The following is a 23575-nucleotide window of genomic DNA, read 5'->3' as shown; positions in this document are numbered from 1 at the left end:
TTCAGGCGACTGACCGGTCGAAGGTAGCGCCTGTGGTGAAGTCGTACAGCGCGCGCTCGTCGCGCGCCGAGTTCACGACCACGTTCCCGCGGTGCAGGAGCAGGCAAACCTCGCCGGACACCTGCCCGATGGTGACTTTTCTCAGTTCCTCGTACGCGCTGACCAGCGCGAGCGCGGCAGGACCATCGTAGATCTCGCGCCCGCTGAGCCCGAAGGCGCCGACACGGCGGTTCAGCTGCTGGAAGGCCTCCAGCAGCGTCACGGTCTCCCCGTCGATCGCGACAGGCACCCCTTCGTCGAAGGTGATGACCAGCTTCTCCGGATCGTCCGGGAAGGCGAACCCGTCAGGCGTCACCTTCGGTCTCCTCACCGCCGTCCACAGTGGACGACCGTCGGGCCAGCGCCATGAAACGCTCGGCCAGGTCCTTGCCGGACAGTGGTTCCCTCGCGATCACCGCGACCGTGTCGTCGCCGGCGATCGAACCGACGACCTCCTCCAGCGCCGCCCTGTCGATGGCGCTGGCGAGGAACTGCGCCGCGCCCGGCGGGGTGCGCAGCACCGTCAGATTCCCCGACGAGTCCGCCGAAACGAGCAGTTCGGCGAGCAACCGCGAAAGCCGGGACGTGCCGCCCTGCACCCCGCGCACCGGGCTGCCGTCCTCCGGGATGACGTACACCGGCGCGCCGGAATCGGCGCCCCGCAGCTTCACCGCGCCCAGTTCGTCGAGGTCTCGCGACAACGTCGCCTGGGTGACGTCGATCCCTTCCGCCGCCAGGAGCTTCGCGAGCTCCGTCTGGCTGCGGATGGCCATCGACGACACGAGTTCGTTGATCCGGGCCTGCCGGGTGACTCTGCTGCCGGTCATCGTCGCTTCTCTGTGCCAGTGCGGGACACCCGCACCCGGTCGGCATGCGCGAGCGAGGCTTCGCCAGTGTGGCTCACGATGCCTCCTTGCCCAGCAGCCAGACCAGCAGCGCCTTCTGCGCGTGCAGCCGGTTCTCGGCCTCGTCCCAGACCGCGCTCGACGGGCCGTCGATGACCTCGTCGGTGATCTCCCAGCCGCGGTGCGCGGGCAGGCAGTGCAGCACGATCGCCTCGTCCGCGGCGCGGCGCATGAGCGCGGCGTTGACCTGCAGCTCACGGAACGGGCCGACCCGGTCGAGGCCGTCGTTCTCCTGGCCCATCGAGGTCCAGGTGTCGGTGACGACGACGTCCGCGCCTTCGACGGCGGCGTACGGGTCGGTGAAGACCGTGGTGCTGCCGCCGGTTTCACTCGAACGGTGTTTGGCGTCGAGCATGACCTGCTGATCCGGCTGGAAGCCCTCCGGCGAGACGACCCGGACGTGCATCCCGGCCGTCGTTCCGGCCAGCAGCAGCGAATGCGCCATGTTGTTCGCGCCGTCACCGAGGTAGACCAGGGTGAGCCCGGCGAGCTTGCCCTTGCGCTCACGGATGGTCATCAGGTCGGTGAGCGCCTGGCACGGGTGGAACTCGTCGGTGAGCGCGTTGATCACCGGGATGCTCGCCGCCGACGCCATCGCGTCGATGCGCTTCTGGGCGAAGGTCCGCCAGACGATGGCGTCCAGGTACCGCGAAAGCACCCGCGAAGTGTCCTCGATGGTCTCTTCGCGTCCGAGCTGCATCGAGCGCCCGTCGACGATCACGGGGTTACCGCCGAGCTGGGAGATACCCACCTCGAACGAGAACCGGGTCCGGGTGGAGTTCTTCTCGAAGATCGCCGCGACGGATTTGCCCTCCAGCGCGCGGGAGCTCAGCGGCTCGGCCTTCAGCTGGTCGGCGAGGTCCAGGATCTCGGCCTGTTCGGCAGGGCTGAGATCGTCGTCGCGGAGAAAGTTGCGGAGCATGTTTCGTCTCAGTCCTAGGTGGTGGTGGAATCGAGCGCCCCGGGAAGGGCTTCGAGGAATCCCGCGGCCTCGTCGGCGCTCAGGATCAGCGGCGGTGCCAGCCGGATGGTGTCCGGGGCGATCGGGTTGACCAGGTATCCCGCGTCCTGCGCGGCCTTGGCGACCGCCGCCGAGACCGGTTCGCGCAACGCGATGCCGAGCAGCAGCCCGGCACCGCGGACCCCGGCCACCAGCGGATGGCCGAGCTCCTCGATGCGGGAGGCGATGTCCTTGCCCAGCGCGGAAACATGGTCGTTCAGGTTGTCCTTGGCGATGGTCTTGAGCACGGCGAGCCCGGCGGCGCAGCAGATCGGGTTGCCGCCGAAGGTGGTCCCATGGTGCCCCGGCTTCACCAGATCGCCTGCCTCGCCGACGCCGATGACAGCGCCGAGGGGCAGGCCGCCGCCGAGTCCCTTCGCCAAGGTGATGAGGTCCGGGACGATGCCGGCGTGCTGGAACGCGAACCACGCGCCGGTGCGGCCGATCCCGGTCTGCACCTCGTCGAGGACCAGCAGGGTCCCGGTCGCCTTGGTGATCTCCCGGGCTGCTTGGAGGTAGCCGTCCGGCGCCGGGACGACACCCGCCTCCCCGAGGATCGGCTCGAGGAACACCGCCGCCGTTTCGCTGTCCACCGCGGCGCGAAGCGCGTCGATGTCACCGTAGGGAACGTGGGTGACGCCCGGAACCAGCGGCGCGAACGGGTCCCGCTTCGACGGCTGGCCGGTCAGCGTCAGCGCGCCCATGGTGCGGCCGTGGAAGGCGCCTTCACAGGCGACGACCTTGGTCCGCCCGGTGAGCCTGCTGATCTTGAGGGCGGCTTCGTTGGCCTCCGCGCCGGAGTTGACGAAGAGCACCTTCGCGTTGCCGGACAGGCCGGCGACGTCCAGGAGGGCTTCGGCGAGCTCGACGACGACAGGGTTCACGTAGAGGTTCGAGGTGTGGCCGAGTTTCGCGACCTGTTCGGAGACCGCGGCGACCACGGCGGGGTGGGCGTGGCCCAGCGCGTTGACCGCGATCCCGCCCAGCAGGTCGACGTATGGCTTGCCGTCGGCGTCCCAGACCTTCGCGCCCTCGCCGCGGACCAGGGTCAGCGCCGGGGTGCCGTAGTTGTCCATGAGGGACGACTTCCAATGCTCCTGGCCGTCTACATTGGACTTGAGGCTGGTCACGGAAGCTCCGTTTCGGGGAAGACCATGGTACCGATGCCGCGGGAGGTGAAGACCTCCAACAGCACCGAATGGGCGATGCGGCCGTCGATCACGTGCGCGCGGCGGACGCCGCCGCGGATGGCGCGTACACAGGCCTCCATCTTCGGGATCATGCCGCTGGCGAGACCGGGCAACAGGGTCTCCAGCCGGTCCACACGGATCCTGTCGACCAGCGAACCGCGGTCCGGCCAGTTGGCGTAGAGGCCTTCGACGTCGGTGAGGACGACGAGCTTCTCCGCGCCCAGCGCGGCGGCCAGCGCGCCGGCGGCGGTGTCGGCGTTGATGTTGTGCACGACACCGTCTACGTCCGGGGCCACGGTGGACACCACCGGGATCCGGCCGGCGTTGACGATGTCGAGCACCGCGTCCGGGTTGACCTCGGAGACCTCGCCGACGAGCCCGATGTCGACCGGCACGCCGTCCACAGTGGCCTGTTTGCGCTCGGCGGTGAACAGCCGCGCGTCCTCGCCGGAGATACCGACCGCGTACGGGCCGTGCGCGTTGATCAGCCCGACCAGTTCGCGGCTGACCTGGCCGGTCAGCACCATGCGGACGATGTCCATGGTCTCGGGCGTGGTCACGCGCAGGCCGCCCTTGAACTCGCCTTCGACGCCGAGCCGGTTGAGCATCGCGGTGATCTGCGGGCCGCCGCCGTGCACCACCACCGGACGCAGCCCGGCCATGCGCAGGAACACCATGTCCTCGGCAAAGGCCTGCTTGAGACTGTCGTCGATCATGGCGTTGCCGCCGTACTTCACCACGACGGTGGCACCGTGGAAGCGCTGCAGCCAGGGCAGGGCTTCGATGAGGATCGAGGCCTTCTCGGCGGCCGTCGCGAGCCGTTCGTCCGCGGGGACCGTGGATTCGGAAGGGCTCATGACGAGTACGCGCTGTTCTCTTCGACGTACGCGTGCGAGAGGTCGGTCGTGTAGATCGTCGACTCCCCTTCGCCGAGGCCGAGGTCGACGACGATCCGGATGTCGCGGCCCGAGAGATCCGCCTCGGAGCGGTCCGCCGCGGGGGTGCCCTTGGCGAACAGGGTGACGCCGTTGATCGTGATGGCGACCTTCTCCGGGTCGATCTCCGCGGGCACCCGGCCCAGCGCCATGGCGATGCGGCCCCAGTTCGGGTCCGAACCGAACAGCGCGGTCTTGACCAGGTTGTCCTCGGCGATCGTCCGGCCGACGGCGATGGCGTCCGCCTCGTTCGCCGCGCCGGTGACCGTGACGTCGACGTACTTGGTCGCGCCTTCGGAGTCCGCGCGCAGTTGCAGCACGAGGTCGAGGCTGACGGCGGTGAGCAGTTCGGTCAGTTCGGCCTCGGTCGGTTCGACGCCGCTGGCGCCGGAGGCGAGGACGAGCACGGTGTCGTTGGTGGAGGTGCCGCCGTCGACGTCGAGCCTGTCGAAGGTGACACCGGTGGCGGCGCGCAGAGCCCTGTCGAGGACTTCGGGGGTGGCGACCGCGTCGGTGGTGAGGACGGAGAGCATTGTCGCGAGGTTCGGGGCGAGCATGCCCGCGCCCTTGGCGAACCCGCCGACACTCCAGCCGCTGTCGTGCTTCGCGACAGCTTGCTTCGGCTTGCTGTCGGTGGTCATGACCGCGGTGGCGGCGTTGAGGTCGGCTTCGGAGCCGGTGCCAAGTTTCGCGAAGGCGGTGTCCACGCCGGAAAGCAGCGTGTCCATCGGAAGCCGCTCACCGATCAGACCGGTCGAACAGACCGCGACCTCGATCGCGCCTGCTTCGAAGAGCCCGGCGACCTTCTCGGCGGTCTGGTGGGTGTCCTGGAAACCACCGGGGCCGGTGGCGGCGTTCGCGCCCCCGGAGTTGAGGACGACGGCCTTGAGGCGCTGCTGTTTGAGTACCTCTTGCGACCACAGGACGGGCGCGGCCTTGATCACGTTGCGCGTGAACACGCCGGCCGCGACCTGCAGCGGCCCGTCGTTGACGACGAGCGCGAGGTCGAGCTTGCCCTCGGCCTTGATCCCGGCGGCGACGCCCGCGGCGCGGAATCCCTTCGGCTGGGTGACGGTCACGGAGCCACTCCTACGGTCGGAAGTCCGGTGGTTTCGGGGAGGCCGAGTGCGATGTTCATCGACTGGACGGCGCCTCCCGCGGTGCCCTTGGTCAGGTTGTCGATGGCCGCGACCACGATCAGGCGCCGGGTGTCGGCGTCGACGGTGACCTGCAGCTGGACGTTGTTCGAGCCGACCACCGAGGCCGTCGACGGCCACCGGCCTTCGGGCAGCAGCTGGACGAACGGCTCGGCGGCGTACGCCTTCTCGTAGAGCTCGCGGGCGCCGTCGGCGTCCAGGTCGGCCTTGAGGGCCGCGCTCGCGGTGGTGAGGATCCCGCGCGGCATCGGGGCCAGCACGGGGGTGAACGAGACCTTGACCCGCTCGCCCGAGACCGCCGAGAGGTTCTGCGCGAACTCGGGGGTGTGGCGGTGGGCGCCGCCGACGCCGTACGCGCTGGCCGAACCCATCACCTCCGAACCGAGGAGGTTCGGTTTGAGGCTCTTGCCCGCGCCCGAGGTCCCTGTCACGGCGACGACATTGACCTCCGGCTCGACCAGGCCCGCGGCGAGTGCCGGGGCGAGGGCGATCGAACCGCCGGTCGGGAAACAGCCGGGGACCGCGACGCGCTTGGCCCCGGCGAGGCGCTCGCGGGCACCGGGGAGCTCAGGGAGCCCGTACGGCCATTGCCCGGCGTGGTCACCGCCGTACCAGCGCTGCCAGTCGGCCGCGTCCGAGAGACGGTGGTCGGCGCCGAGGTCGACCACCAGGACGTCCGGGCCCAGCTGGGCGGCGATGCCCCCGGAGTGGCCGTGTGGCAGGGCGAGGAAGACGACGTCGTGCCCGGCCAGGGTGTCCGGGGTCGTCTCCAGGAGGACACGGTCCGCCAGCGGCGCGAGGTGCGGCTGGTGCCGGCCGAGCGGCGTCCCCGCGGAGCTGGCCGCGGTGAGCGCGCCGATCTGGATTTCGGGATGGGTCAGCAGCAGGCGCAGGAGTTCGCCACCCGCGTACCCGCTGGCTCCGGCCACCGCGATCTTCACCGTCATACGTATGATTATGCACAGTCATGCAAGTTCAATCAAACGGAAGCCTCCTCGAACGCTGTCGCGTGGCTCACCCCCGATATAGGCCATCCTCTGTCCTCTATACGGGGCATCCTTGCCGTATGACGGACACGCCCGCCCGGCTGCTCAGCCTGCTGTCGCTCTTGCAGACTCCTCGTGAGTGGCCTGGCAGCGAGCTCGCGGACAGGCTGGAGGTCAGTCCCCGGACCATCCGGCGCGACATCGACCGCCTGCGCGAGCTCGGTTACCCCGTCGAGGCGTCGCGAGGCTCCGAGGGCGGCTACCGGCTGGGCGCGGGCGCGGCGATGCCGCCACTGCTGCTCGACGACGACGAGGCCGTCGCGATCGCGGTCGGTCTCCGGGGCGCCGCCGGGCAGGCGATCTCGGGTATCGAGGAGTCTTCGGTGCGGGTGCTGGCGAAACTCGAGCAGGTCCTGCCCTCGCGGCTGCGTTACCGCGTCGGCGCGCTGGGCGCCGCGACCGTGCCGCTGCCCGGCACAGGACCCCCGGTGGATCCGGAACACCTCACCGTCTTCGCGGGCGCGATCGCCAACACCGAGCGGACACGATTCGCCTACCGCACCGGCGAAGGAACCGAATCCCGGCGGCACGTCGAACCGCACCGGCTCGTCTCGGCCGGGCGCCGTTGGTACCTGCTCGGCTACGACCTCGACCGGGACGACTGGCGGATCTTCCGCGCGGACCGGATCTCCGAGCCGCGAGCGACCGGCGGCCGTGCCACTCCGAGACAGCCACCCGCGGAGGACGTGGCGGCCTATGTCACCGACAGGATGTACAGCCTCCTTCCCACCTACAGCGCACGCGTGACCTTGCACGCGCCGATGAGCCGGGTCGCCCCCGCGATCGGGGACAACGTCGGCGAACTCGAACCGATCGACGACGAGACCTGCGTCCTGAACGCGGGCACGGACACCCTGGACTGGCTCGCGTTCAGGATCCTCGGGCTCGGTTGCGAATTCACCGTGCACGAACCACCGGAGCTGATCGGCCACCTCCGGGAGATGGCCGCGCGAGCCGGCCGCGGCACGAACTCCACAGTGGACTGATGGCGGCCGCGAGGGCCGGACGACCCTCGCGGCCGCCTGGGTTCAGCCCGTTTCACCCACCTCTCGCTGACTCGGCGGTATCGGGAGATACGCGCCCCGGCGCTCCGGGTCGCAGCCGACCCTGGGCAGCCGGGCCCGGATCCCGCCCGGCGTCCGTTCGAACCGCCGCGCGATCTCCTCGACGCTTTCCCCGGTCAGCCAACGGCTTTCCAGTTCCGCGTCGAGCTCTTCGGACCACGGCAGGCCCTGATGAGCGGGGCGGTCCGCCGATCTTCGGCGGCCGTTCCGGCCTGATCCCCGTCCGGCGAACGCCAGCAGCGTGTCGGATAGGACGGTCGCCAAGGCCGGGATGGCCTCGGCGTCGATATCGAGCCTGCCTTCGGCGACAGGCTCCTCCTGCGGTCCGGCTCCGCCGACCATGACGGTCACCCAGCGGTCTTCCCCGGCCGCGCCGCCACCCTCACGGGCGGCGACCTCGATGCGATAAACGGTGTCCTGCACGCGGATCTCGGTCCGGTGCTCTTCGACGATGGTCATGCCGGGGACGCTAACGGGCGGCCCCGACAATTCCGTGGCCCGGCGATGGGAACGCGGTCCGGGACGGTGGATGACCGGTACTTTCATCGCTTTTCGGGACGAGAGGGTGCCGGTCATGGCCGGTCGGCCTCCGCATTCAGAGGACTAAACGCGGTGCGTGGCGGAGGAGAGGTGTCGGCCGGGGTGGTCGTGAAGGGTAAGAAAAGGGCGTCATGTCGGGCGGATTGAAGGGGCTTCCTGACCGAGGGGGTCGGCCTCGCCCGAGTGTCCACAGGGGGACATTGCGCGACGATTGATGCCTGTATGCACGGTTCCGCGTGGGTCGTGAGTGGCAAGTAGCGTTAGAACGCTCTTTACCGCTCACGACTCACGCGCAAAGCACCCAAATCAGGCCACTACTGCCGGAGAGACTGTCTCTTGTGGACAGAAAAGCAGAGGTCTCAAGTCAGCGGGAGCCGCGGATGCCGGGTAGCCACTAGCGACCGCATTCAGAGGACCAAAAGCGGTTGCCCCAAAGAAAATGCCCCGGCCCGGGAAACCGGACCGGGGCACAGAAGCGTCCCGTAAGCGACAGGCTCAGAAAGGCAACGCCTGAGCCAGCGCCTCCTTCTTCACTTCAGCAACAGAGGACGGCACCTCGGACTTGGGAGCCGCGGAAGCACCGGCCGGAACCGGCTGCGGGACCGGCGTGCACTGCACGTCCGAACCGTTGCCCGGCTTGCGCACGGGCAGCTTCCCGGTCAGCAGGTAGTCCGCGATCTTGTCGTCCACACAGGACACACCGGACAGCGAACCCGAGTGCGTCGTGCCGCCGGGAGCGCTGATCAGGCTGGAGTTCGGGTAGCGCTTGCGGACCTCGAGGCTGCCGGGGTACGGCGTCGCGGCGTCGTTCTCCTCGTTGACCAGCAGGATGCCCGGAACCTTGCGCCCGTCGATCTCCACCGGCTTGCCCGGCTTCGCGGGCCAGTCGATGCACGGCGCGTTGAACCAGGCGTTGCCCCAGGTTTCGAACGGCGCCCGGAAGTGGGTGACCCAGTTGTCGAACTTCCAGCGGTTCCAGCTCTGCGGCCACGCCACGTCAGTGCACTGCACGGCCGCGTACACCGCGTACCCGTTGTCCTGACCCGGCGGGTTGGAGTCGTCGTACAGGCCCTTCAGGGTCTGCCAGTCACCCTTGTGCACCCAGCCCGAGAACGCGTTGGCCATGTCTTCCCAGCCGAACACGTAGTAGCCGGCCTGCAGGAAGATGTCCGTCCACTCGGAACCGCCGATGACGCCGCCCGCGGGCTTGTCGTACAGCTTCTTCTGCTCGCCGTACCACAGCTTCTCGACCGCGGACGCGGTCTTGCCGAGGTGGTAGACGTCGTCGTACTTCGCGAGCCAGCCGAAGTAGGTCTTGATGTTCTTGTCAAAGGCGATGTCCTGGTTCAGGTTCGCCTTGTACCAGACGTCGCGGGGGTCGACCGTGCCGTCGAACACCATCCGCCGCACGTTCTGCGGGAACAGCGAGCTGTAGACCTGGCCGAGGTAGGTGCCGTAGGAGAAGCCGTAGTAGTTGATCTGCTTCTCGTTCAGCGCCTTGCGCAGGCTGTCGACGTCCTTCGCCACGTCGATGGTCTTGATGTGGTCGAGGATCGCGCCGTTCTTGGCGCACGCCTTCGCGTAGCCCTTCGCCTTGTCACGCCACGCCGTCTCGATGGCGCGCGTGGTCGGCACGTACTGCGGGCGGTTGTAGGAGGCGTAGTTCCCGTCGCAGGTCACCGACGGCTTGCTCTCGCCCACTCCACGCGGGTCGAAGCCGATCCAGTCGTACTCCTCACCCGCCTTCTTGGGAACGGCCCGGCCGAGGGTCGAGAGACCGAGACCGGAACCACCGGGACCACCCGGGTTGACGATCATGACGCCCTGTGACTGGGCGGACTTGTGCTTGACCCGCGAGACGGCGATCGAGATCTTCTCCCCGCCGGGCTTCGCGTAGTCCAACGGGACTTCGAGGAAGCCGCATTCCGCGCCGGCCTTGACCAGGCTCGGGCGCGTGCAGGCTCCCCAGGAGATGGGCTTCGGATCGAAGTCCGACGCCGAGGCGGCCGTGGCGGAGGGAGCGAGCGCCATGGTGCCGACGCCGATCCCCGCGACCGCCAGGGCGGCAACGAATTTCTTCACTGTGTTCCTTTTCGTCCGCGTTCGACCCGGTCGGGCCGAAGCTACCGAGAACCGGCTTCAATCTCGCTGACCGACACGTTGACCGCCATCCCTCTTTAGTCGGTATCCCGCCCCCGATCCGGGCATATCAGTCTTGTCGGTCCCCTGTCGTACGCTCGCGGCGTCCACTGGGGAAGGGAGAACGCGTGAACGAGGTGAAAGGCCTGGTTTCGGCGGTTCGCAACGGTTTGGCCGCGCTGGCCGATCCGGCGAAGGCGCCGTCGATGCGGGCGTACATGAAGTCGGAGATGCCGTTCCTCGGTGTGACGTCACCGCCTCGGGCGGCCCTGCTGAAACACGTCTACGCCGAGCATTCGCTACCCGATCGAGTGAGTTTCTCGACCGCCGTCCTCACCTTGTGGCGTGAAGCGAGCTTCCGTGAGGAGCGCTACGCGGCGATCGCCCTTTCCGGATACCGCGCCTACGCCCGCTGGCAGGACAGCGAGCTGCTCGGCCTGTACGAGGAAATGATCGTGACGGGCGCGTGGTGGGACTATGTGGACGAAGTCGCCATCCGCCGGGTCGGGCCGATCCAGCGGGCGGAACCGGAGACGATGACCCCGCTCATGCTGACCTGGGCCTACGACGAGGACAAGTGGCGTCGCCGCACGTCGGTCATCTGCCAGGTCGGCGCCAAGGGCAGCACCGACACCGACCTGCTCACCCGTGCCGTCGAGGCGAACATCGACGACAGGGACTTCTTCCTGCGCAAGGGGATCGGCTGGGCGCTGCGCGAGTACGCGAAGACCGAGCCGGACTGGGTGCGCGCGTTCGTGGCCGCGCACCCGGCACTGTCCCATCTGTCCAGGAAGGAGGCGCTCAAGCACCTGGGAGGTCGAGTACCGGCCTCGGGACGAGCGTGCTGAGCTCCTCGATCAGCCCGCCGAGGTCAGGCAGCAGCACTCGCAGCTCCTTCAGGTCGCGAAGCAGTTCCAACCGTGTCTCCCGCGGCGGCCCTTTCTCCAGCAGGGCGGTGAGATCGCGTCTCGCTTCGGTGTCACGGCCGAGAGCGAGGAGATAGAAGAGCGGCTGGACCCGGTCGTCCCAGTCCGCGGAGTCGGCCGCGGCCCGGGCGGCGGATTCGTCGAGACCCGCGATGAGGGACCGGTGGGCTTCTTCGGTTCTTCCGGTCTTCAGCCAGGCCAGCGCGAGGAGGCCGCGGGCCCACCGGGATTCCGGCGCGAGCGGACGCAGGATCTCCATCGCCTCGTCCAGCTCCCCCGCGAACAGCAAGGCCTCTCCGAGGTTCTCGCGGTAGTCGGTGTCATCGGGGTCCAGGACGATCAAGGCGCGCAGGTCCTGGACGGCTTCCCGGTACTCACCCGCCCGGCGGTGGATCTCCGCGCTCAGGACGCGGCCGTTCTCCTCCTGCCCTGCCGCCAGAACGCTGTCCATATCGGACACGGCACCGGCCGGGTCATCGAAGAGGAGGCGATGACGAGCGCGTCGATAGCAGGCGTATCCCCCGCTCTCCTCCACGCGGACTCCCTCGTCCAGCGCGGCCCGGGCTTCCTCGTGACGATCGAGGGCCCTGAGGATGTCGCCTCGGGTGCTGTGGAAGAAGGCCATCCCCGGGTTCGCCGCGACAGCGATGTCGATGTCGGCGAGGGCGGCCGGATAGTCGCCGGTCCGCTGGTAGGCCATCGCGCGCCAGGTGTGCGCCCACTCGTTGCCGGGGTCGAGTTCGATCGCGCGGCTCAAGGGCTTCACCGCGTCTTCGTACTTCTCCAGCCAGCTGAGGGCGATCCCTCGTTGAAGGTGGTTCTCGGCGTCCTCCGGAGCCAGCTCGATGGCCCGGTCGAAGTCGGCGAGCGCCGTCGCGTGCTCATCCAGGTCATTGTGCGCCCGGCCACGCATGTAGTACGCCCACTCGTAGTCCGGGTCGAGCCGGAGCGCGGTGGTGAAACCGTCGATCGCGAGCCTGTTCCGCTCGCCGCGACGGTGGAACGCCGCCCGGATCGCGTGGGCCCTGGCGCTTCCGGTGTCCATCACGACGATCGCGTCGAAGGTCGCCGACGCCGCGTCCTCGTCCCCGTTCTGGTCGTAGAACGACGCGAGCTCGGTCAGGTAGAACACGTCCTTGGGGCGGAGCGCGACGGCCGCCCGGTGACCGGCGAGCGCCTTGTCCTTGTCCCCCAGTTCGGCGAACAGCGTGGCCCGGTAGTAAACGGCCCAGGCGTAGTCGGGGTCGAGCCGGATCGCGATGTCGATCTCGTCGATCGCCTTCCGGACATCGCCGCGCTTGAAGTACACCTCACTCCGGATGGAGTAGGCCCATCTGTGGTCGGGCTGGAGACGGACGGCCTCGTCGAGGTCGGCCATCGCGCCGTCGAGATCGCCGAGTTCGGCGCGAGCGGAACCGCGCCCGCGCCACGAGTAGGCGTAAGTGGGATCGAGTTCGACAGCCCGGTCCAGATCCGCCAGTGCCCGTTCCCAGTCGCCCTCGTCACGGAACAGATTGCCGCGGTCGCTCCAGACGTAAGGGTCCGCTGGGCTCAGATCGAGAGCCCTGTCGTAGTCCCGTTTCGCCGCCTCAGTGTCGTCCTGGCCCTCGTAAGCCCACGCGCGCCGCCGGAGCACCGTCGAAAGCCGGGCCGCGTCGAGTTCCTTCGCACCGGAGAGCAGGTCCAGGACCTGGATCTCCCGGGGACCGTCGCCGTCGCCGACCGCGGCGGCCAGCCGCCGCGCCCAGTCCAGGACCGCGGGCGCGTCCGCGTCGACGCCGGCCTGCTCCATCATGCGCGCCCAGGCACGGGCGGAAGCCGTGTCCGTCGTGACCATCTCCGCGGCTCCGAGCAGCGCGTCCGGCAGCGCGTCGGCCGGATCACCGCACAACCGGTGGTAAGCCTGCTCGAGTTTCCTCAGCTGCCAGCGTTCGTCGTTCCAGGCGTCGCGGTGACGGCTGAGGCCGAGTTCGTCGCACCGGCCTTGGTAGTACTCGCTGAGCTTGCGGTGGCGTTCGGCGAACTTGTCGAGTGAAAGGCCGCGTTCCAGCCGCACCATCGGGCCGCGGACCACCGGGTGGTAGCGCACCGGAAGCTCACGGCGCCCGACGAACGGCAGTTCCCGCAACCAGCGGAAGGTCTCCCCCGCCGTTTCCTTCCCGGTCAGCACACCGATGACGTCCTCGTCCAGGACGCGGGGCAGCGACGCCGTGGCGGCGATCTCCTGCCTGGCCTTTTCGGGAACCCAGTGCAGGAACCGTTTGACCGCGTCATCGGTGGGATCACCGACCGCGTCCGCTTCGGTGGGATTCCCCCGTGCCAGCATGGCGACCAGGACGGGCAGACCGCCGCTCAGCCGCAGCACGCTCTCGATCACGTCTTCGCCGGTGACCCCGTGCTCGGCGAGCAGGTGGCGCGCCTCCGGCTCGGTGAACGGCCTGAGTTCGATCTCACGCACAAGCGGCGCGTACCGGTTCCAATTCCCTTCGTCCAGCGGGAACTGGCCTGCCACGGTGAGCACCAGGTTCTGCGGCAGGTCGCCGTACAGCCCGCCGAGCAGGTCGAGCAGCCAGGTCTCCAGCACCGGCGAGGTACGTTCGAAGGTGTCGAAGAACAGCGCGATCTGCCGGCTTTCCGGAAGGCGCCAGAGATCCTCCACGAACGGCTTGGTCAGCTCCTCCGCCGGTTCCAGGAGAAGCTGGACGTCGGCCTTTCGCTTGAACTTCGCCGCGAGGTAGACCTGCAGCTGCTCCAGTTGCTTCGCGGTCGCGTCCGCGTCGATCGCGTCGGCGGCGATGCTTCCGCCGGGGAGGGTCTTCGCCACGCCGAGACTGGCCTTGACCACGGTCTTCGTCACGAGCGCACGGCCGGCGGCCGGGGCCTGCGGATCGCTGTGGAGCCGTTCCCTCGCCTTGAGATAGGACTCGTAGCGCTTCTCGAATCGCCGCATCTCGTGCCCGCCGCGAGCGAGATCCTTCGCGAGTTTGACCAGTGTCGCGGGCAGATCCTGCTGTCTGTCGTCCACGAACCCGACGGCGGCGCGGGTCTCCTCGGCGATACCGCGAAGCTGGTCGAGGAGGAAGGACTTGCCGACCCCGGCGAGACCGTGCACCGAGAACAGGTACCGGCGGCGCCGATCGCTCCCGGGCAACCCCAGATTGACCCGGAAGTCCTCGCGTTCCCCGACTCTGCCGACGAAACCGTCGCTCAACCAGGCACGGGCGACGTCTTGGATGCTGGACCGACCGTCTGGACGTGACACAAGTCCTCACTTTGCCACATCCCACGACGAGTGAAGGCCCCTTTCCTCGACTGAGGAAAGGGGCCTTCACGAGACCACAGGTCAGGCCCGCAGGCTCGCACCGAAGCGTTCACCGGCGATCGCGACGGCGGCGTCGCGGGCCTTGGTGGCCTCGTCGACGGTCAGCGTGCGGTCCGAGGCACGGAACCGCAGCTTGTACGCCACCGAACGCTTTCCCTCGCCCAGCTGCTCACCCTGGTAGGAGTCGAACAGCGTGATGTCTTCGAGCAGCTCGCCCGCGCCCTCGCGCAACGCCTCGGCCAGGTCGGCCGACGGCACGCCGGTCTCGACGACGAGAGCGACGTCGAGCAGCACCGGCGGATACGCCGAGATCCGCGGCGCCGGACGGCTGTCCGGGATCGGGATCGCGTCCAGGTCGAGCTCCATCGCGACGGTGCGCGGCGGCAGCCCGAGCGCCTCGACGACCTTCGGGTGCAGCTCACCGGCGTAACCGACGGGCCACTGCCCCACCCGCAGCTGCGCGCAGCGGCCGGGGTGCCACGGCGGCTGGTCCGCCGCGGCGGTGGTCAGCTCGACACCGGCGGCCTGCGCCACCAGCCGCGCGGCCTGCACCGCGTCGGCCCAGTTCGCCTGCTCGCCCTCGCCCCACCATCCCGCGCGGCCACGACGGCCCGCGAGCACGACGGCGACGTGCAGCGGCTGCGGCGGGACGGCCGCTTCCAGGACCGCGAGTTCCTCATCGGTCGGCCGCCGGTCCACCCCGAGCGAAGGCATCGGTACCGGGTTCGGCCCGGGCAGCACGACCTGTCCGAGGTGGAACAGCGAAACATCCTTGAAGCCACGGGAAATGTTGCGCTGCAGGATCTCCAGCAGCCCCGGCAGCAGGCTGCTCGCCATCCGGTCCTTGTCCGCCTCCAGCGGGTTGCGGATTCCGACGGTGCTGCGGCGGACGTCGTCCTCGGGCAGCCCGAACGAATCCCAGACCGAGTCCGAGATGAACGGGAAGGGCAGCACCTCGACGTAGCCGTTCTCCGCCAGCGCACGCGCGACCGAACGACGGCGACGCTGCGTGTCGGTGAGGCCCCGGCCGGCCGGGGCTTCGGGCAGCACCGACGGGATGCTGTCGTAGCCCTCCAGCCGGAGCACCTCCTCGACCAGGTCCGCGGGCTGCACCAGGTCGCCGCGCCAGCTCGGCGGGACCGCGGTCACCAGCGCGGTGCCGTCCTCGGACGTGCCCACGTTGACCTTGCAGCCGATCTGCGAGAGCCGCTTGACCGTGACCCCGCGTTCGTAGCGCACCCCGGCCACCTGGTCGGGCAGGCTGATCGGCATGGTCACCGGCTTGTTCGGCTCGACGCCGCCCTCGTCGGTGCGGCCGGGCAGGATCGAGCCTTCGCCGTACTGGCGCAGCAGGCGCGCGGCGAGTTCGACGGCCGCCGCGCACAGCTTCGGGTCGGTGTAGCGCTCGAACCGCTTGGCCGCCTCGGAGAACAGCTTGTGACGGCGGGCCGTCCGGCTGATCGACGACGGATCCCAGTGCGCCGCTTCGAGCAGCACGTCGGTGCTCTCCGGCGTGATCTCGGTCGACGCGCCGCCCATCGTGCCCGCCAGCGAGATGACCCCGCTGTCGTCGGCGATGATCACGTCGTCGATGTCGAGCGTGCGCTCGACATCGTCCAAAGTGGTCAGTTTCTCACCCGGCTTCGCCTTGCGCACCACCAGATCGCCCTTGACCGAACCAGTCGCGAACGCGTGCAGCGGATGCCCGAGCTCGAGCATGACGTAGTTGGTCACGTCGACCGCGAGCGAGATCGAACGGATCCCCGCCAGCATCAGGCGGCGGCGCATCCACCACGGCGTCGGCGCCGTCGCGTCGAGGTTCTTCACCCGGCGCAGGACGAACCGCTTGCAGCCTTCGGTGTCTTCGATCCGCACCGGCCAGGCGTCGCTCTCGGCCTCGGGGACCTCGATGGACGCCGGGTCGCCGAACGGGACGTCGAGCGCGTTGGACAGCTCGCGGGCAAGGCCGCGGACCGACAGGGTGTACCCGCGGTCCGGGGTCGGCGTCACCTCGAGGACGGTGTCGTCGAGGTTGAGCAGCTTGTTCGCGTCCTCGCCCGGGCTGGCCGTGCTCGGCGGCAGCACCAGGATGCCGGAATGGTCGTCGCCGATGCCGAGTTCGCGCGCGGAACAGATCATGCCGTCGCTGAGCCGGCCGTAGGTCTTGCGCGAACCGATCTCGAAACCGCCGGGCAGCACCGTGCCGGGCAGCGCGACGACGACCAGGTCGCCCTCGGCGAAGTTCGTGGCACCGCAGATGATCCCGCGGGTCCTGATCCCGGCGGGGCCGTCGTCTTCGAACGGGCCTTCGTCGTCGTCCTCGTCGTCGAGGTTCTCGTCCGGCTTGTCGGCGGTGTGGTCATCGGACTCACCGACGTCGACCCGGCAGAAGCGGACCGGCTTCTTGAACTCGGTGAGCTCCTCGATCTCGGCGACACGGCCGACCACGAGCGGGCCGGTGACCGGTTCGAGCTTCCGGACGTCGTCGACCTCGATGCCGATACGCACGAAGGCGTCGGCCAGATCCTGGGCCGTGACCTCCTCGTCGACGTCGAGGTGCTCGGTCAGCCAGCTGGCTGGGACCTTCACTCAGGCCTCCGTTCCGAAGGGCAGGGTGAACCTGATGTCGCCCTCCACCATGTCGCGCATGTCCGGGATTCCGTTGCGGAACTGCAGGGTGCGCTCGATACCCATGCCGAAGGCGAAGCCCGAGTAGACCTCGGGGTCGACGCCGCAGGCACGCAGGACGTTGGGGTTGACCATGCCGCAACCGCCCCATTCGACCCAGCCCGGGCCGCCCTTCTTCTCCTCGAACCAGACGTCGACCTCGGCCGACGGCTCGGTGAACGGGAAGAAGTGCGGGCGCAGGCGGGTCTTCGAGTTTTCGCCGAACATCCTGCGGGCGAAGGCGTCGAGGGTGCCCTTGAGATGTGCCATCGTCAGGCCCTTGTCCACCGCGAGCCCTTCGACCTGCGAGAACACCGGGGTGTGCGTGGCGTCGAGCTCGTCGGTCCGGTAGGTGCGGCCGGGGCAGACGATGTACACGGGCAGGTCGCGGTGCAGCAGCGTGCGGGCCTGCACCGGCGAGGTGTGCGTCCGCAGCACCAGTCCGGAGTCCTCCTCACCGAGGTAGAACGTGTCCTGCAGCTGGCGCGCGGGGTGGTCCTTGCCGAAGTTCAGCGCGTCGAAGTTGAACCACTCGGCCTCGAGTTCCGGGCCGTCGGCGACCTCGTAACCCATCGCGACGAACGCGTCGGCGATCCGCTCCGACAGGGTCGCGATCGGATGCCGGGCACCGCGGGGCACCCGGTCCCAGGGAAGCGTGACGTCGACGGTCTCCTCACGGAGCACCTTTTCGTCACGCTCGACCTGGAGTACGGCACGGCGGTCGTCGAACGCGGCTTGGATACCTTGACGCGCTTCGTTGACCCGCTTGCCTGCCTCGGCCTTCTCCTGCTTCGGCAGGGCGCCGATCTCGCGGCGGGCGAGCAGTAGCGGAGACTGGTCCCCGAGGTGGGCGGGTTTGACCGCGGCCAGCGCGTCGAGATCCGCCGCGGCCGCGAACTCCGCCTCGGCCTGCTTGACGGCGGCCGTCAACGTTTCCGGCGCGAGGGCTCCCACCTGGGGGTCCTGCTTGTCGTTGGCTTCGGACATAACTCCTCGGCGTCCGCTGGGACTGGTCCGGTGCACGCGAGCGCACGCATGGGTTTAGCAGCTGCTGAATTCTATGGGACAGCGAACGGCGGCCCCCGATCACCCTCGGGCTGGGCACACCGTCACTCAGGAAGACGAAAAACGCGCTCTACGCCGTAAACAAGGTGCCGGAACGAACACTGCGTTCCATGAGAGCTCCCTTGGTGTCGTGGTGCGGACGGCGTCGTGCCCGCGACTCTACGTGGCCGCGGGCGACGAAGCCATCGGATTCCCGGCTCAGCGCCCGGCGAACGCGCCCTCGAAGTCCACCTTGCCGAACTCCTCCGGGACGATGCCGTCGGCGGCGTAGCGGTACAGCGCGGTCTGGTAGATCCCGGAGAGCGTCGTGCAGAGGATGGCGACCAAGAACCCCCACACGAGTGAAATCCCGAGGGCGACGAAGATCGTGATGGTTCCGCCGAGCAGGAAACCGGCACCCATGAAGACCACGAACCCGGCCAGCGTCAGCAGGAAGCCGACCAGCCCGATGCCGAACCTTCCGGCGGCCTGCTCGCCCCAGGTCCGCTTGAGCAGCTCCGCCGACCGCTTGGCACCGTGCCGGACACCGGCGTCCTCGATCATCATCACCGGCAGGACGAGGTAGGTGACGAGGTTCCAGGCGGCGCCGACCAACCGGCCGACGAAGAAGCCGATGAACCCGAACCGCTGCTCGATCTCCCGGAGGATCAGGGAAACCGTCGCGGTCACCACCGACCAGCCCAGCAGCGGCAGCCATCGGCGTCCCGCTTCGGCCAGCCCGGCCGCCACGCGAGGGTCGTCGCCGCGCAGCGCGACGTCGGCCTGCGAGATGAGGGCGGCGTTGAAGAACACCGTGACGAACGCGGCGGCGAGATAGAACAGCCCGATCATCACGTACGAACCGGGTGTCAGCCGGGAGTGGTCGGCGATCTCGGTGTGGGAGATCCAGTAACCCGAGCCGAGGAACACCGCGGCGACCAGCAGACCGGCGACGGCGGCGAGCACCGGGAAGATCGCGAGTTCCTTGCGGGACCGCAAAACTCGCCAAGAAGCACCGAACAAGGCGAAAGAACGGGCGATACGCCCCATGATTCCCCCAGTGAATCAACGGAAATGGTGAAGCGGCAGCTTAGCGAGCCGCGCGCGACGCCATCGCGTTGGTATAGACGCAGATCGCCGCGGCCGTCGCGAGGTTCAGGCTCTCCGCCCGGCCGTACATGGGGATCTTGACCGCGAGGTCGACCGTCTCCAGGACGCTCTGCGGCAAACCGTGCGCCTCGTTGCCGAAAACCCAGGCGGTGGGCTCGTCGAAGGACACCTGATCGAGTTCGTTGTCGGCGTAGCCGTGCGCGCCGAAAGTGCGGAGACCGGCCGCGGAGCAGGCCTTCAAGGCCGCGTCGACGTCCCGGATCCGGGTGATGGCGGGGTGGAACAGGCTGCCCGCGGCCGCGCGGACGCATTTGCCGTTGTGCGGGTCGACGCTGTCCCCCGCGAGGACGACCGCGTCGGCGCCGGCGGCGTCCGCGACGCGGATCACAGTGCCCGCGTTGCCGGGGTCCGCGACGTCGACGAGGACGACGACGAGCTTGGCGCCCGGCTTGAGGACGGTCTCTTGTGGACGGTCGACAAGCGCGCAGACCGCGACGATGCCTTGCGGCGTCACGGTCTCGGACAGGCCGTCGGCGGCGCGGTCGGTGATCGGCGAGACGGGGACTCCCGCCTCACGCGCGGCGAAGAGCAGACGCTCGTGCTGTGCGGCGGCGCGTTCGGTCACGAACAGCTCGTACACCTTGCCGCCGTCTTCGAGGGCGGCTTCGACCGCGTTCGCGCCCTCGGCGAGGAACCGTCCCGCCTTCTCGCGTTCGGCGCGGCGGGTCAGCTTGCGCGCAGCAACAACCCGGGGCGTCCGTTCGGTGAACGGAGCCGCCCCGGGTTGCGGAAGAGCGCTGTAGCCGGTCAGGCCGACTTCTTCTCTTCGGTGTTCACGTTCGCCTTGGCCAGCTCGGCCAGCGCGGTGAAGGCGGCGGCGTCGTTGACGGCGAGGTCCGCGAGGATCTTGCGGTCGACCTCGACACCCGCGGCCTTGAGGCCCTGGATGAACCGGTTGTAGGTCACGCCGTTGGCGCGAGCCGCCGCGTTGATACGGGTGATCCACAGCTGGCGGAAGTCACCCTTGCGGGCACGACGGTCCCGGTAGGCGTAGTTCAGCGAGTGAAGCGTCTGCTCCTTCGCCTTGCGGTACAGCCTCGAACGCTGGCCGCGGTAGCCGCTGGCGAGCTCGAGAGTCGCGCGACGCTTCTTCTGGGCGTTGACAGCCCTCTTGACGCGTGCCACTGGTCCATCCTGTCGATCTGGGGGCGCGGCGAGCGCGCCCGGGGTTTACAAGTGCGGGGGTGTCAGCGGCCGAGAAGGCGCTTGACGCGGCCGACGTCGTTCTTGGCGATCTCGGTCGTGCCTTCGAGGCGACGGGTGAGCCTGTTGGACTTCTTCTCCATCAGGTGGCGACGGCCGGCCTTCTGGCGGCGCAGCTTGCCGGTACCCGTGACGCGGACACGCTTGGACGTCCCGCTGTGCGTCTTCATCTTCGGCATTACGTAGTCCTCTTTCGTGCGGCGGCACACCGGGGTGCTCCGGTGTGCCGCTGACATGTGCTGGTCGGCGCTACGCGTCGGCGGGCGACTCGGACGGATCGTCCTTGCCGGCCTTCGCGGCCTTCTGCGGCTTCACGTTCTTGTGCGGGGCCAACACCATGATCATGTTGCGACCGTCCTGCTTCGGCGACGACTCGACGAAACCGAGTTCGGTCACCTCGTCGGCGAGCTTCTGCAGCAGACGGAAACCGAGTTCCGGCCGGGACTGCTCGCGACCGCGGAACATGATCGTGACCTTGACCTTGTTGCCTGCCGCGAGGAAGCGCGACACGTGACCCTTTTTGGTCTCGTAGTCGTGCTGATCGATCTTCGGCCGCAGCTTCTGCTCTTTGATGACGGTGAGCTGCTGGTTGCGGCGGGACTCGCGGGCCTTCTGCGCGCTCTCGTACTTGAACTTGCCGAAGTCCATGAGCTTGCATACGGGCGGGCGTGCCTGAGGAGCGACCTCGACGAGATCGAGATCGTTCTCCTGTGCCAGCCGCAGCGCATCTTCGATCCGGACGATGCCGACCTGTTCACCGGCTGGTCCGACGAGTCGGACTTCCGGTACCCGGATTCGGTCGTTGATGCGTGTCTCGGAGCTGATGGGGCCTCCCTGGTTCGAGGTAAATTCTTCTACCGTTTCGACCTGGTGCCCACATGCCGAAGGCCCCGGTACCGTGAGGTACGCGAGGCCCACTCATTCCGATCGCGTTCAGTCTCCAGAACCGAACACACCGCCGCGGACGCCCGAAATCGTCTTTGGCAAAACCGGACCCGGACACCTGATGTTACGGCAGTGACGCGGGTGGGAGCGGGGCTCCACTTGCGCCCCCGATCGCTCGGAGGCTGGTCGCTCGTGGAAGGGTACCAGACGTGTCAGATGAACCCGTTCAGCAACCCCCGTATTCCCCTGACGTCCGCGACCTGGAGGACATCCCGAGCGTCGAGGTGATCAGCAGGGCGGCCGTCATGCTGCTCTCCGCCGGCGCCGAGCGACTCGGCCTCGCCGACGAGGATCCGGCCGCTTCACCGCACCGCGACCTCGACGAGGCTCGCCGTCTGATCACCGCCCTCGCCGGGCTGGTGACCGCTTCGGCAGAGTACCTCGGCCTGCACGCGGGCCCGTTGCGTGACGGCTTGCAGTCACTGCAGAAGGCGTTCCGCGAAGCTTCGGCCGTTCCGGACGCGCCGGGGCAGGGGCCGGGCGAGAAGTACACGGGGCCGGTCTACTAGGCGTCGTCCCGCCTGCCTTCAAGTGCGATGAAGGGGCCTTTCATGGCAAATTTTGCCATGAAAGGCCCCTTCATCGCACGCGCACTAGGCGTCGGCGCGATTGGAAGCTAACATTTCAGATGTGAGTGGGTTAGCGAAGGTGCCGAGGTCCCTCCTCAGGGACGAGGCTTACGAGAACATCCGCCGGGCGATCATCGACGGGACACTGCCGCCGGGGACGAACCTGCGCGACGGCGACCTCGCCGATCAGCTGGGTCTCTCCCGGGCTCCAGTGCGCCAGGCGCTGCTGAGGCTCATCGAGGACGGACTCGTCGAGTCGAAGCCGCAGAGCTACACACGCGTGGCCGGCTTCGTTCCCGACGACGTCCGCGACGCGCTCCAGCTCGTGCGCACGCTGCACGAGTCCGCCGTCCGCGCGGGCGCGCCGCGGATGGGGCCCGCCGAGGTCGCGGCGATGCGCGCGGCCAACGCCCGGTTCGCCGACGCGATCGCCGCCGGGGACATCGCGACCGCGATCGCCGCCGACGACGAGCTGCACGACGTCCCGGTGGCCGCCGCGCGCAACCGGGCGATCGCCGCGACGCTGGCCCGCTACACGCCGCTGCTCCGGCGTCTCGAATACGCCCGCTTCGGCTCCCTGCCCGCGCACCGGTCCGTCCAGCGTCACGCGGAGCTGGCCGACGCGATCGAGGCGGGCGACGTCGACGCGGCCTGCGCGATCACCGCCACGATCTGGACCGAACTCGAAGCCCTCTTGGAGGCGCCATGACCCTCGCCGACTTCCCGCGCTACCCGCTGCTGTTCGGCCCCCCCCCGTCCATCCGCTCGAGCGGCTCACCGCCCATCTCGGCGGCGCGAAGGTCTGGGCGAAACGCGAGGACGTCAATTCCGGTATCGCGTTCGGCGGCAACAAGACCCGGAAGCTCGAGTACCTGGTCGCCGACGCGCTCGCCGAGGGCGCGGACACGCTGATCTCGATCGGCGGCGTGCAGTCGAACCACACCCGCCAGGTCGCCGCGGCCGCCGCACGGGCCGGGCTCAAGGCCGTGCTGGTCCAGGAGAGCTGGGTCGACTGGAACGACCCGCTGTACGACAAGGTCGGCAACATCCAGCTCTCGCGCATCCTCGGCGCGGACATCCGAATGGTCGAGGCCGGGTTCGGCGTCGGCTTCAAGGAGAGCTGGGAGAACGCGGTCAAGGAGATCGAGGCGGGCGGCGGGAAGCCGTACGCGATCCCGGCGGGCGGGTCGGACCATCGCCTCGGCGGGCTCGGTTTCGCGAACTGGATCGTGGAACTCGAAGCGCAGGAGGCCGAGCTCGGCGTCTTCTTCGACACGGTGGTCGTGTGCTCGGTCACCGGCAGCACGCAGGCCGGGATGGTCGCCGGGGCCGCGCTGTCGGGCAAGCCGCGGCGGATCCTCGGCATCGACGGTTCGGCGAAACCGGCCGAGACCCGCGACCAGGTCACGCGCATCGCCAGGGCGACCGCGGAGCTGATCGGCGCGGGCGAGATCGGCGAAGTCGAGCTGGACGAGCGGTACCACGCGGGGATCTACGGCGTCCCGGACGAGTCCACTTTGGACGCGATCCGGACGCTGGCGCGGCTGGAGGGTGTCCTCACCGATCCGGTGTACGAAGGCAAGTCCATGGCGGGGCTGATCGACCTCGTCGGCCGCGGTGAGATCTCACGGGACTCGAATGTGCTCTTCGCGCACCTGGGCGGGCAGCCCGCGCTGAACGGGTACACGAGCGTGCTCTAGCGGAGCTGAAGGAC

Annotated in this window: 21 protein-coding genes and 1 pseudogene; 5 read left to right on the top strand and 17 right to left on the bottom strand. The window is 68.8% G+C overall.

Annotated features, from left to right (window positions below; translation table 11 throughout):
- Window position 1 precedes the first annotated feature (1 nt).
- The 7 genes from ACFOSH_RS43070 to argC all read right to left on the bottom strand — a co-directional run bounded on the left by ACFOSH_RS43070 (window position 2) and on the right by argC (window position 6173).
- Window positions 2-355, bottom strand: coding sequence for an argininosuccinate synthase (locus ACFOSH_RS43070; protein ID WP_378247418.1), 354 nt, complete (start codon window positions 353-355; stop codon window positions 2-4).
- Window positions 345-866: an arginine repressor gene (locus ACFOSH_RS43065; RefSeq protein WP_020629635.1), complete on the bottom strand. Its 522-nt coding sequence runs from the start codon at window positions 864-866 to the stop codon at window positions 345-347. Before ACFOSH_RS43065 ends, ACFOSH_RS43070 begins: the two co-directional genes overlap by 11 nt.
- A 73-nt stretch (window positions 867-939) precedes the next feature.
- Entirely contained in the window at window positions 940-1866 is a 927-nt protein-coding gene (gene argF / locus ACFOSH_RS43060; protein ID WP_378247416.1) for an ornithine carbamoyltransferase, read from the bottom strand.
- 14 nt (window positions 1867-1880) lie between these two features.
- The gene (locus ACFOSH_RS43055; protein ID WP_378247414.1) at window positions 1881-3074 is read right to left on the bottom strand and encodes an acetylornithine transaminase; all 1194 of its coding nucleotides are present in this window, start codon (window positions 3072-3074) and stop codon (window positions 1881-1883) included.
- Entirely contained in the window at window positions 3071-3991 is a 921-nt protein-coding gene (gene argB, locus ACFOSH_RS43050; RefSeq protein ID WP_378247412.1) for an acetylglutamate kinase, read from the bottom strand. Before argB ends, ACFOSH_RS43055 begins: the two co-directional genes overlap by 4 nt.
- A complete protein-coding gene (argJ, locus tag ACFOSH_RS43045) occupies window positions 3988-5148 on the bottom strand; it encodes a bifunctional glutamate N-acetyltransferase/amino-acid acetyltransferase ArgJ (RefSeq protein ID WP_378247410.1) in 1161 nt (386 codons plus the stop codon). The genes argB and argJ overlap by 4 nt, the downstream gene beginning before the upstream one ends.
- Window positions 5145-6173: an N-acetyl-gamma-glutamyl-phosphate reductase gene (argC, locus tag ACFOSH_RS43040; RefSeq protein WP_378247408.1), complete on the bottom strand. Its 1029-nt coding sequence runs from the start codon at window positions 6171-6173 to the stop codon at window positions 5145-5147. Before argC ends, argJ begins: the two co-directional genes overlap by 4 nt.
- A gap of 119 nt (window positions 6174-6292) precedes the next feature.
- Between argC and ACFOSH_RS43035 the strand changes: the two genes are divergently transcribed.
- A complete protein-coding gene (locus ACFOSH_RS43035; RefSeq protein WP_378247406.1) occupies window positions 6293-7258 on the top strand; it encodes a helix-turn-helix transcriptional regulator in 966 nt (321 codons plus the stop codon).
- A 42-nt stretch (window positions 7259-7300) separates the two neighbouring features.
- Here the strand turns inward: ACFOSH_RS43035 and ACFOSH_RS43030 are convergent, their stop codons facing one another.
- Both ACFOSH_RS43030 and ACFOSH_RS43025 read right to left on the bottom strand, forming a co-directional pair.
- Window positions 7301-7795 carry a helix-turn-helix domain containing protein gene (locus ACFOSH_RS43030; protein ID WP_378247404.1) on the bottom strand — a complete coding sequence of 165 codons (495 nt, stop codon included), beginning with the start codon at window positions 7793-7795 and terminating at the stop codon, window positions 7301-7303.
- A 576-nt stretch (window positions 7796-8371) separates the two neighbouring features.
- Window positions 8372-9958: an alpha/beta hydrolase gene (locus ACFOSH_RS43025; protein WP_378247402.1), complete on the bottom strand. Its 1587-nt coding sequence runs from the start codon at window positions 9956-9958 to the stop codon at window positions 8372-8374.
- 185 nt (window positions 9959-10143) lie between these two features.
- Between ACFOSH_RS43025 and ACFOSH_RS43020 the strand changes: the two genes are divergently transcribed.
- Window positions 10144-10863 (top strand): DNA alkylation repair protein, encoded by a 720-nt coding sequence (locus ACFOSH_RS43020; protein WP_378247400.1) that lies wholly within the window; start codon window positions 10144-10146, stop codon window positions 10861-10863.
- Here ACFOSH_RS43020 and ACFOSH_RS43015 read toward each other — a convergent pair.
- The 8 genes from ACFOSH_RS43015 to infC all read right to left on the bottom strand — a co-directional run bounded on the left by ACFOSH_RS43015 (window position 10817) and on the right by infC (window position 21172).
- On the bottom strand, window positions 10817-14152 hold the full coding sequence (locus ACFOSH_RS43015; RefSeq protein ID WP_378247398.1) for a tetratricopeptide repeat protein: 3336 nt from the start codon (window positions 14150-14152) through the stop codon (window positions 10817-10819). The genes ACFOSH_RS43020 and ACFOSH_RS43015 overlap by 47 nt on opposite strands.
- A 132-nt stretch (window positions 14153-14284) precedes the next feature.
- On the bottom strand, window positions 14285-16852 hold the full coding sequence (gene pheT / locus ACFOSH_RS43010; protein ID WP_378247396.1) for a phenylalanine--tRNA ligase subunit beta: 2568 nt from the start codon (window positions 16850-16852) through the stop codon (window positions 14285-14287).
- Window positions 16853-17917, bottom strand: a complete 1065-nt coding sequence (gene pheS, locus ACFOSH_RS43005) for a phenylalanine--tRNA ligase subunit alpha (protein ID WP_378247394.1) — start codon at window positions 17915-17917, stop codon at window positions 16853-16855.
- Window positions 17918-18193: 276 nt separating this feature from the next.
- On the bottom strand, window positions 18194-19024 hold the full coding sequence (locus tag ACFOSH_RS43000; protein ID WP_378247392.1) for a DUF6159 family protein: 831 nt from the start codon (window positions 19022-19024) through the stop codon (window positions 18194-18196).
- 40 nt (window positions 19025-19064) lie between these two features.
- Window positions 19065-19895, bottom strand: coding sequence for a TrmH family RNA methyltransferase (locus ACFOSH_RS42995; RefSeq protein ID WP_378247442.1), 831 nt, complete (start codon window positions 19893-19895; stop codon window positions 19065-19067).
- Complete coding sequence (rplT, locus tag ACFOSH_RS42990) at window positions 19892-20269, bottom strand: 50S ribosomal protein L20 (RefSeq protein WP_005163284.1); 378 nt, start codon at window positions 20267-20269, stop codon at window positions 19892-19894. The genes ACFOSH_RS42995 and rplT overlap by 4 nt, the downstream gene beginning before the upstream one ends.
- 62 nt (window positions 20270-20331) lie before the next feature.
- Window positions 20332-20526 carry a 50S ribosomal protein L35 gene (gene rpmI / locus ACFOSH_RS42985; RefSeq protein ID WP_005163285.1) on the bottom strand — a complete coding sequence of 65 codons (195 nt, stop codon included), beginning with the start codon at window positions 20524-20526 and terminating at the stop codon, window positions 20332-20334.
- Between the two features lie 70 nt (window positions 20527-20596).
- Window positions 20597-21172, bottom strand: a complete 576-nt coding sequence (gene infC, locus ACFOSH_RS42980; RefSeq protein WP_378247440.1) for a translation initiation factor IF-3 — start codon at window positions 21170-21172, stop codon at window positions 20597-20599.
- Between the two features lie 269 nt (window positions 21173-21441).
- Here infC and ACFOSH_RS42975 point away from each other — a divergent pair, with 269 nt between their 5' ends.
- The 3 genes and pseudogenes from ACFOSH_RS42975 (at window position 21442) to ACFOSH_RS42965 (ending at window position 23561) form a co-directional block, all read left to right on the top strand.
- The gene (locus ACFOSH_RS42975) at window positions 21442-21801 is read left to right on the top strand and encodes a DUF1844 domain-containing protein (RefSeq protein ID WP_076157053.1); all 360 of its coding nucleotides are present in this window, start codon (window positions 21442-21444) and stop codon (window positions 21799-21801) included.
- Between the two features lie 121 nt (window positions 21802-21922).
- Window positions 21923-22570 (top strand): GntR family transcriptional regulator, encoded by a 648-nt coding sequence (locus ACFOSH_RS42970; RefSeq protein ID WP_378247389.1) that lies wholly within the window; start codon window positions 21923-21925, stop codon window positions 22568-22570.
- Window positions 22567-23561 (top strand): annotated as a pseudogene (locus tag ACFOSH_RS42965) (1-aminocyclopropane-1-carboxylate deaminase). Before ACFOSH_RS42970 ends, ACFOSH_RS42965 begins: the two are co-directional and overlap by 4 nt.
- Window positions 23562-23575 lie beyond the last annotated feature (14 nt).

The sequence above is a fragment of the Amycolatopsis speibonae genome, from assembly GCF_042647925.1.
Taxonomy (GTDB): Bacteria; Actinomycetota; Actinomycetes; order Mycobacteriales; family Pseudonocardiaceae; genus Amycolatopsis; species Amycolatopsis speibonae.
Note: the sequence above shows the minus strand (reverse complement) of the source record. Positions and strands in the feature narration are given on the sequence as shown.

Bases quoted from the DNA above. Each gene is read 5' to 3' on its own strand.
- ACFOSH_RS43065 (WP_020629635.1), bottom strand. From the start codon at position 866: ATGACCGGCAGCAGAGTCACCCGGCAGGCCCGGATCAACGAACTCGTG.
- argF (WP_378247416.1), bottom strand. From the start codon at position 1,866: ATGCTCCGCAACTTTCTCCGCGACGACGATCTCAGCCCTGCCGAACAG.
- argB (WP_378247412.1), bottom strand. From the start codon at position 3,991: ATGAGCCCTTCCGAATCCACGGTCCCCGCGGACGAACGGCTCGCGACG.
- argC (WP_378247408.1), bottom strand. From the start codon at position 6,173: ATGACGGTGAAGATCGCGGTGGCCGGAGCCAGCGGGTACGCGGGTGGC.
- ACFOSH_RS43035 (WP_378247406.1), top strand. From the start codon at position 6,293: ATGACGGACACGCCCGCCCGGCTGCTCAGCCTGCTGTCGCTCTTGCAG.
- ACFOSH_RS43030 (WP_378247404.1), bottom strand. From the start codon at position 7,795: ATGACCATCGTCGAAGAGCACCGGACCGAGATCCGCGTGCAGGACACC.
- pheS (WP_378247394.1), bottom strand. From the start codon at position 17,917: ATGTCCGAAGCCAACGACAAGCAGGACCCCCAGGTGGGAGCCCTCGCG.
- ACFOSH_RS43000 (WP_378247392.1), bottom strand. From the start codon at position 19,024: ATGGGGCGTATCGCCCGTTCTTTCGCCTTGTTCGGTGCTTCTTGGCGA.
- rpmI (WP_005163285.1), bottom strand. From the start codon at position 20,526: ATGCCGAAGATGAAGACGCACAGCGGGACGTCCAAGCGTGTCCGCGTC.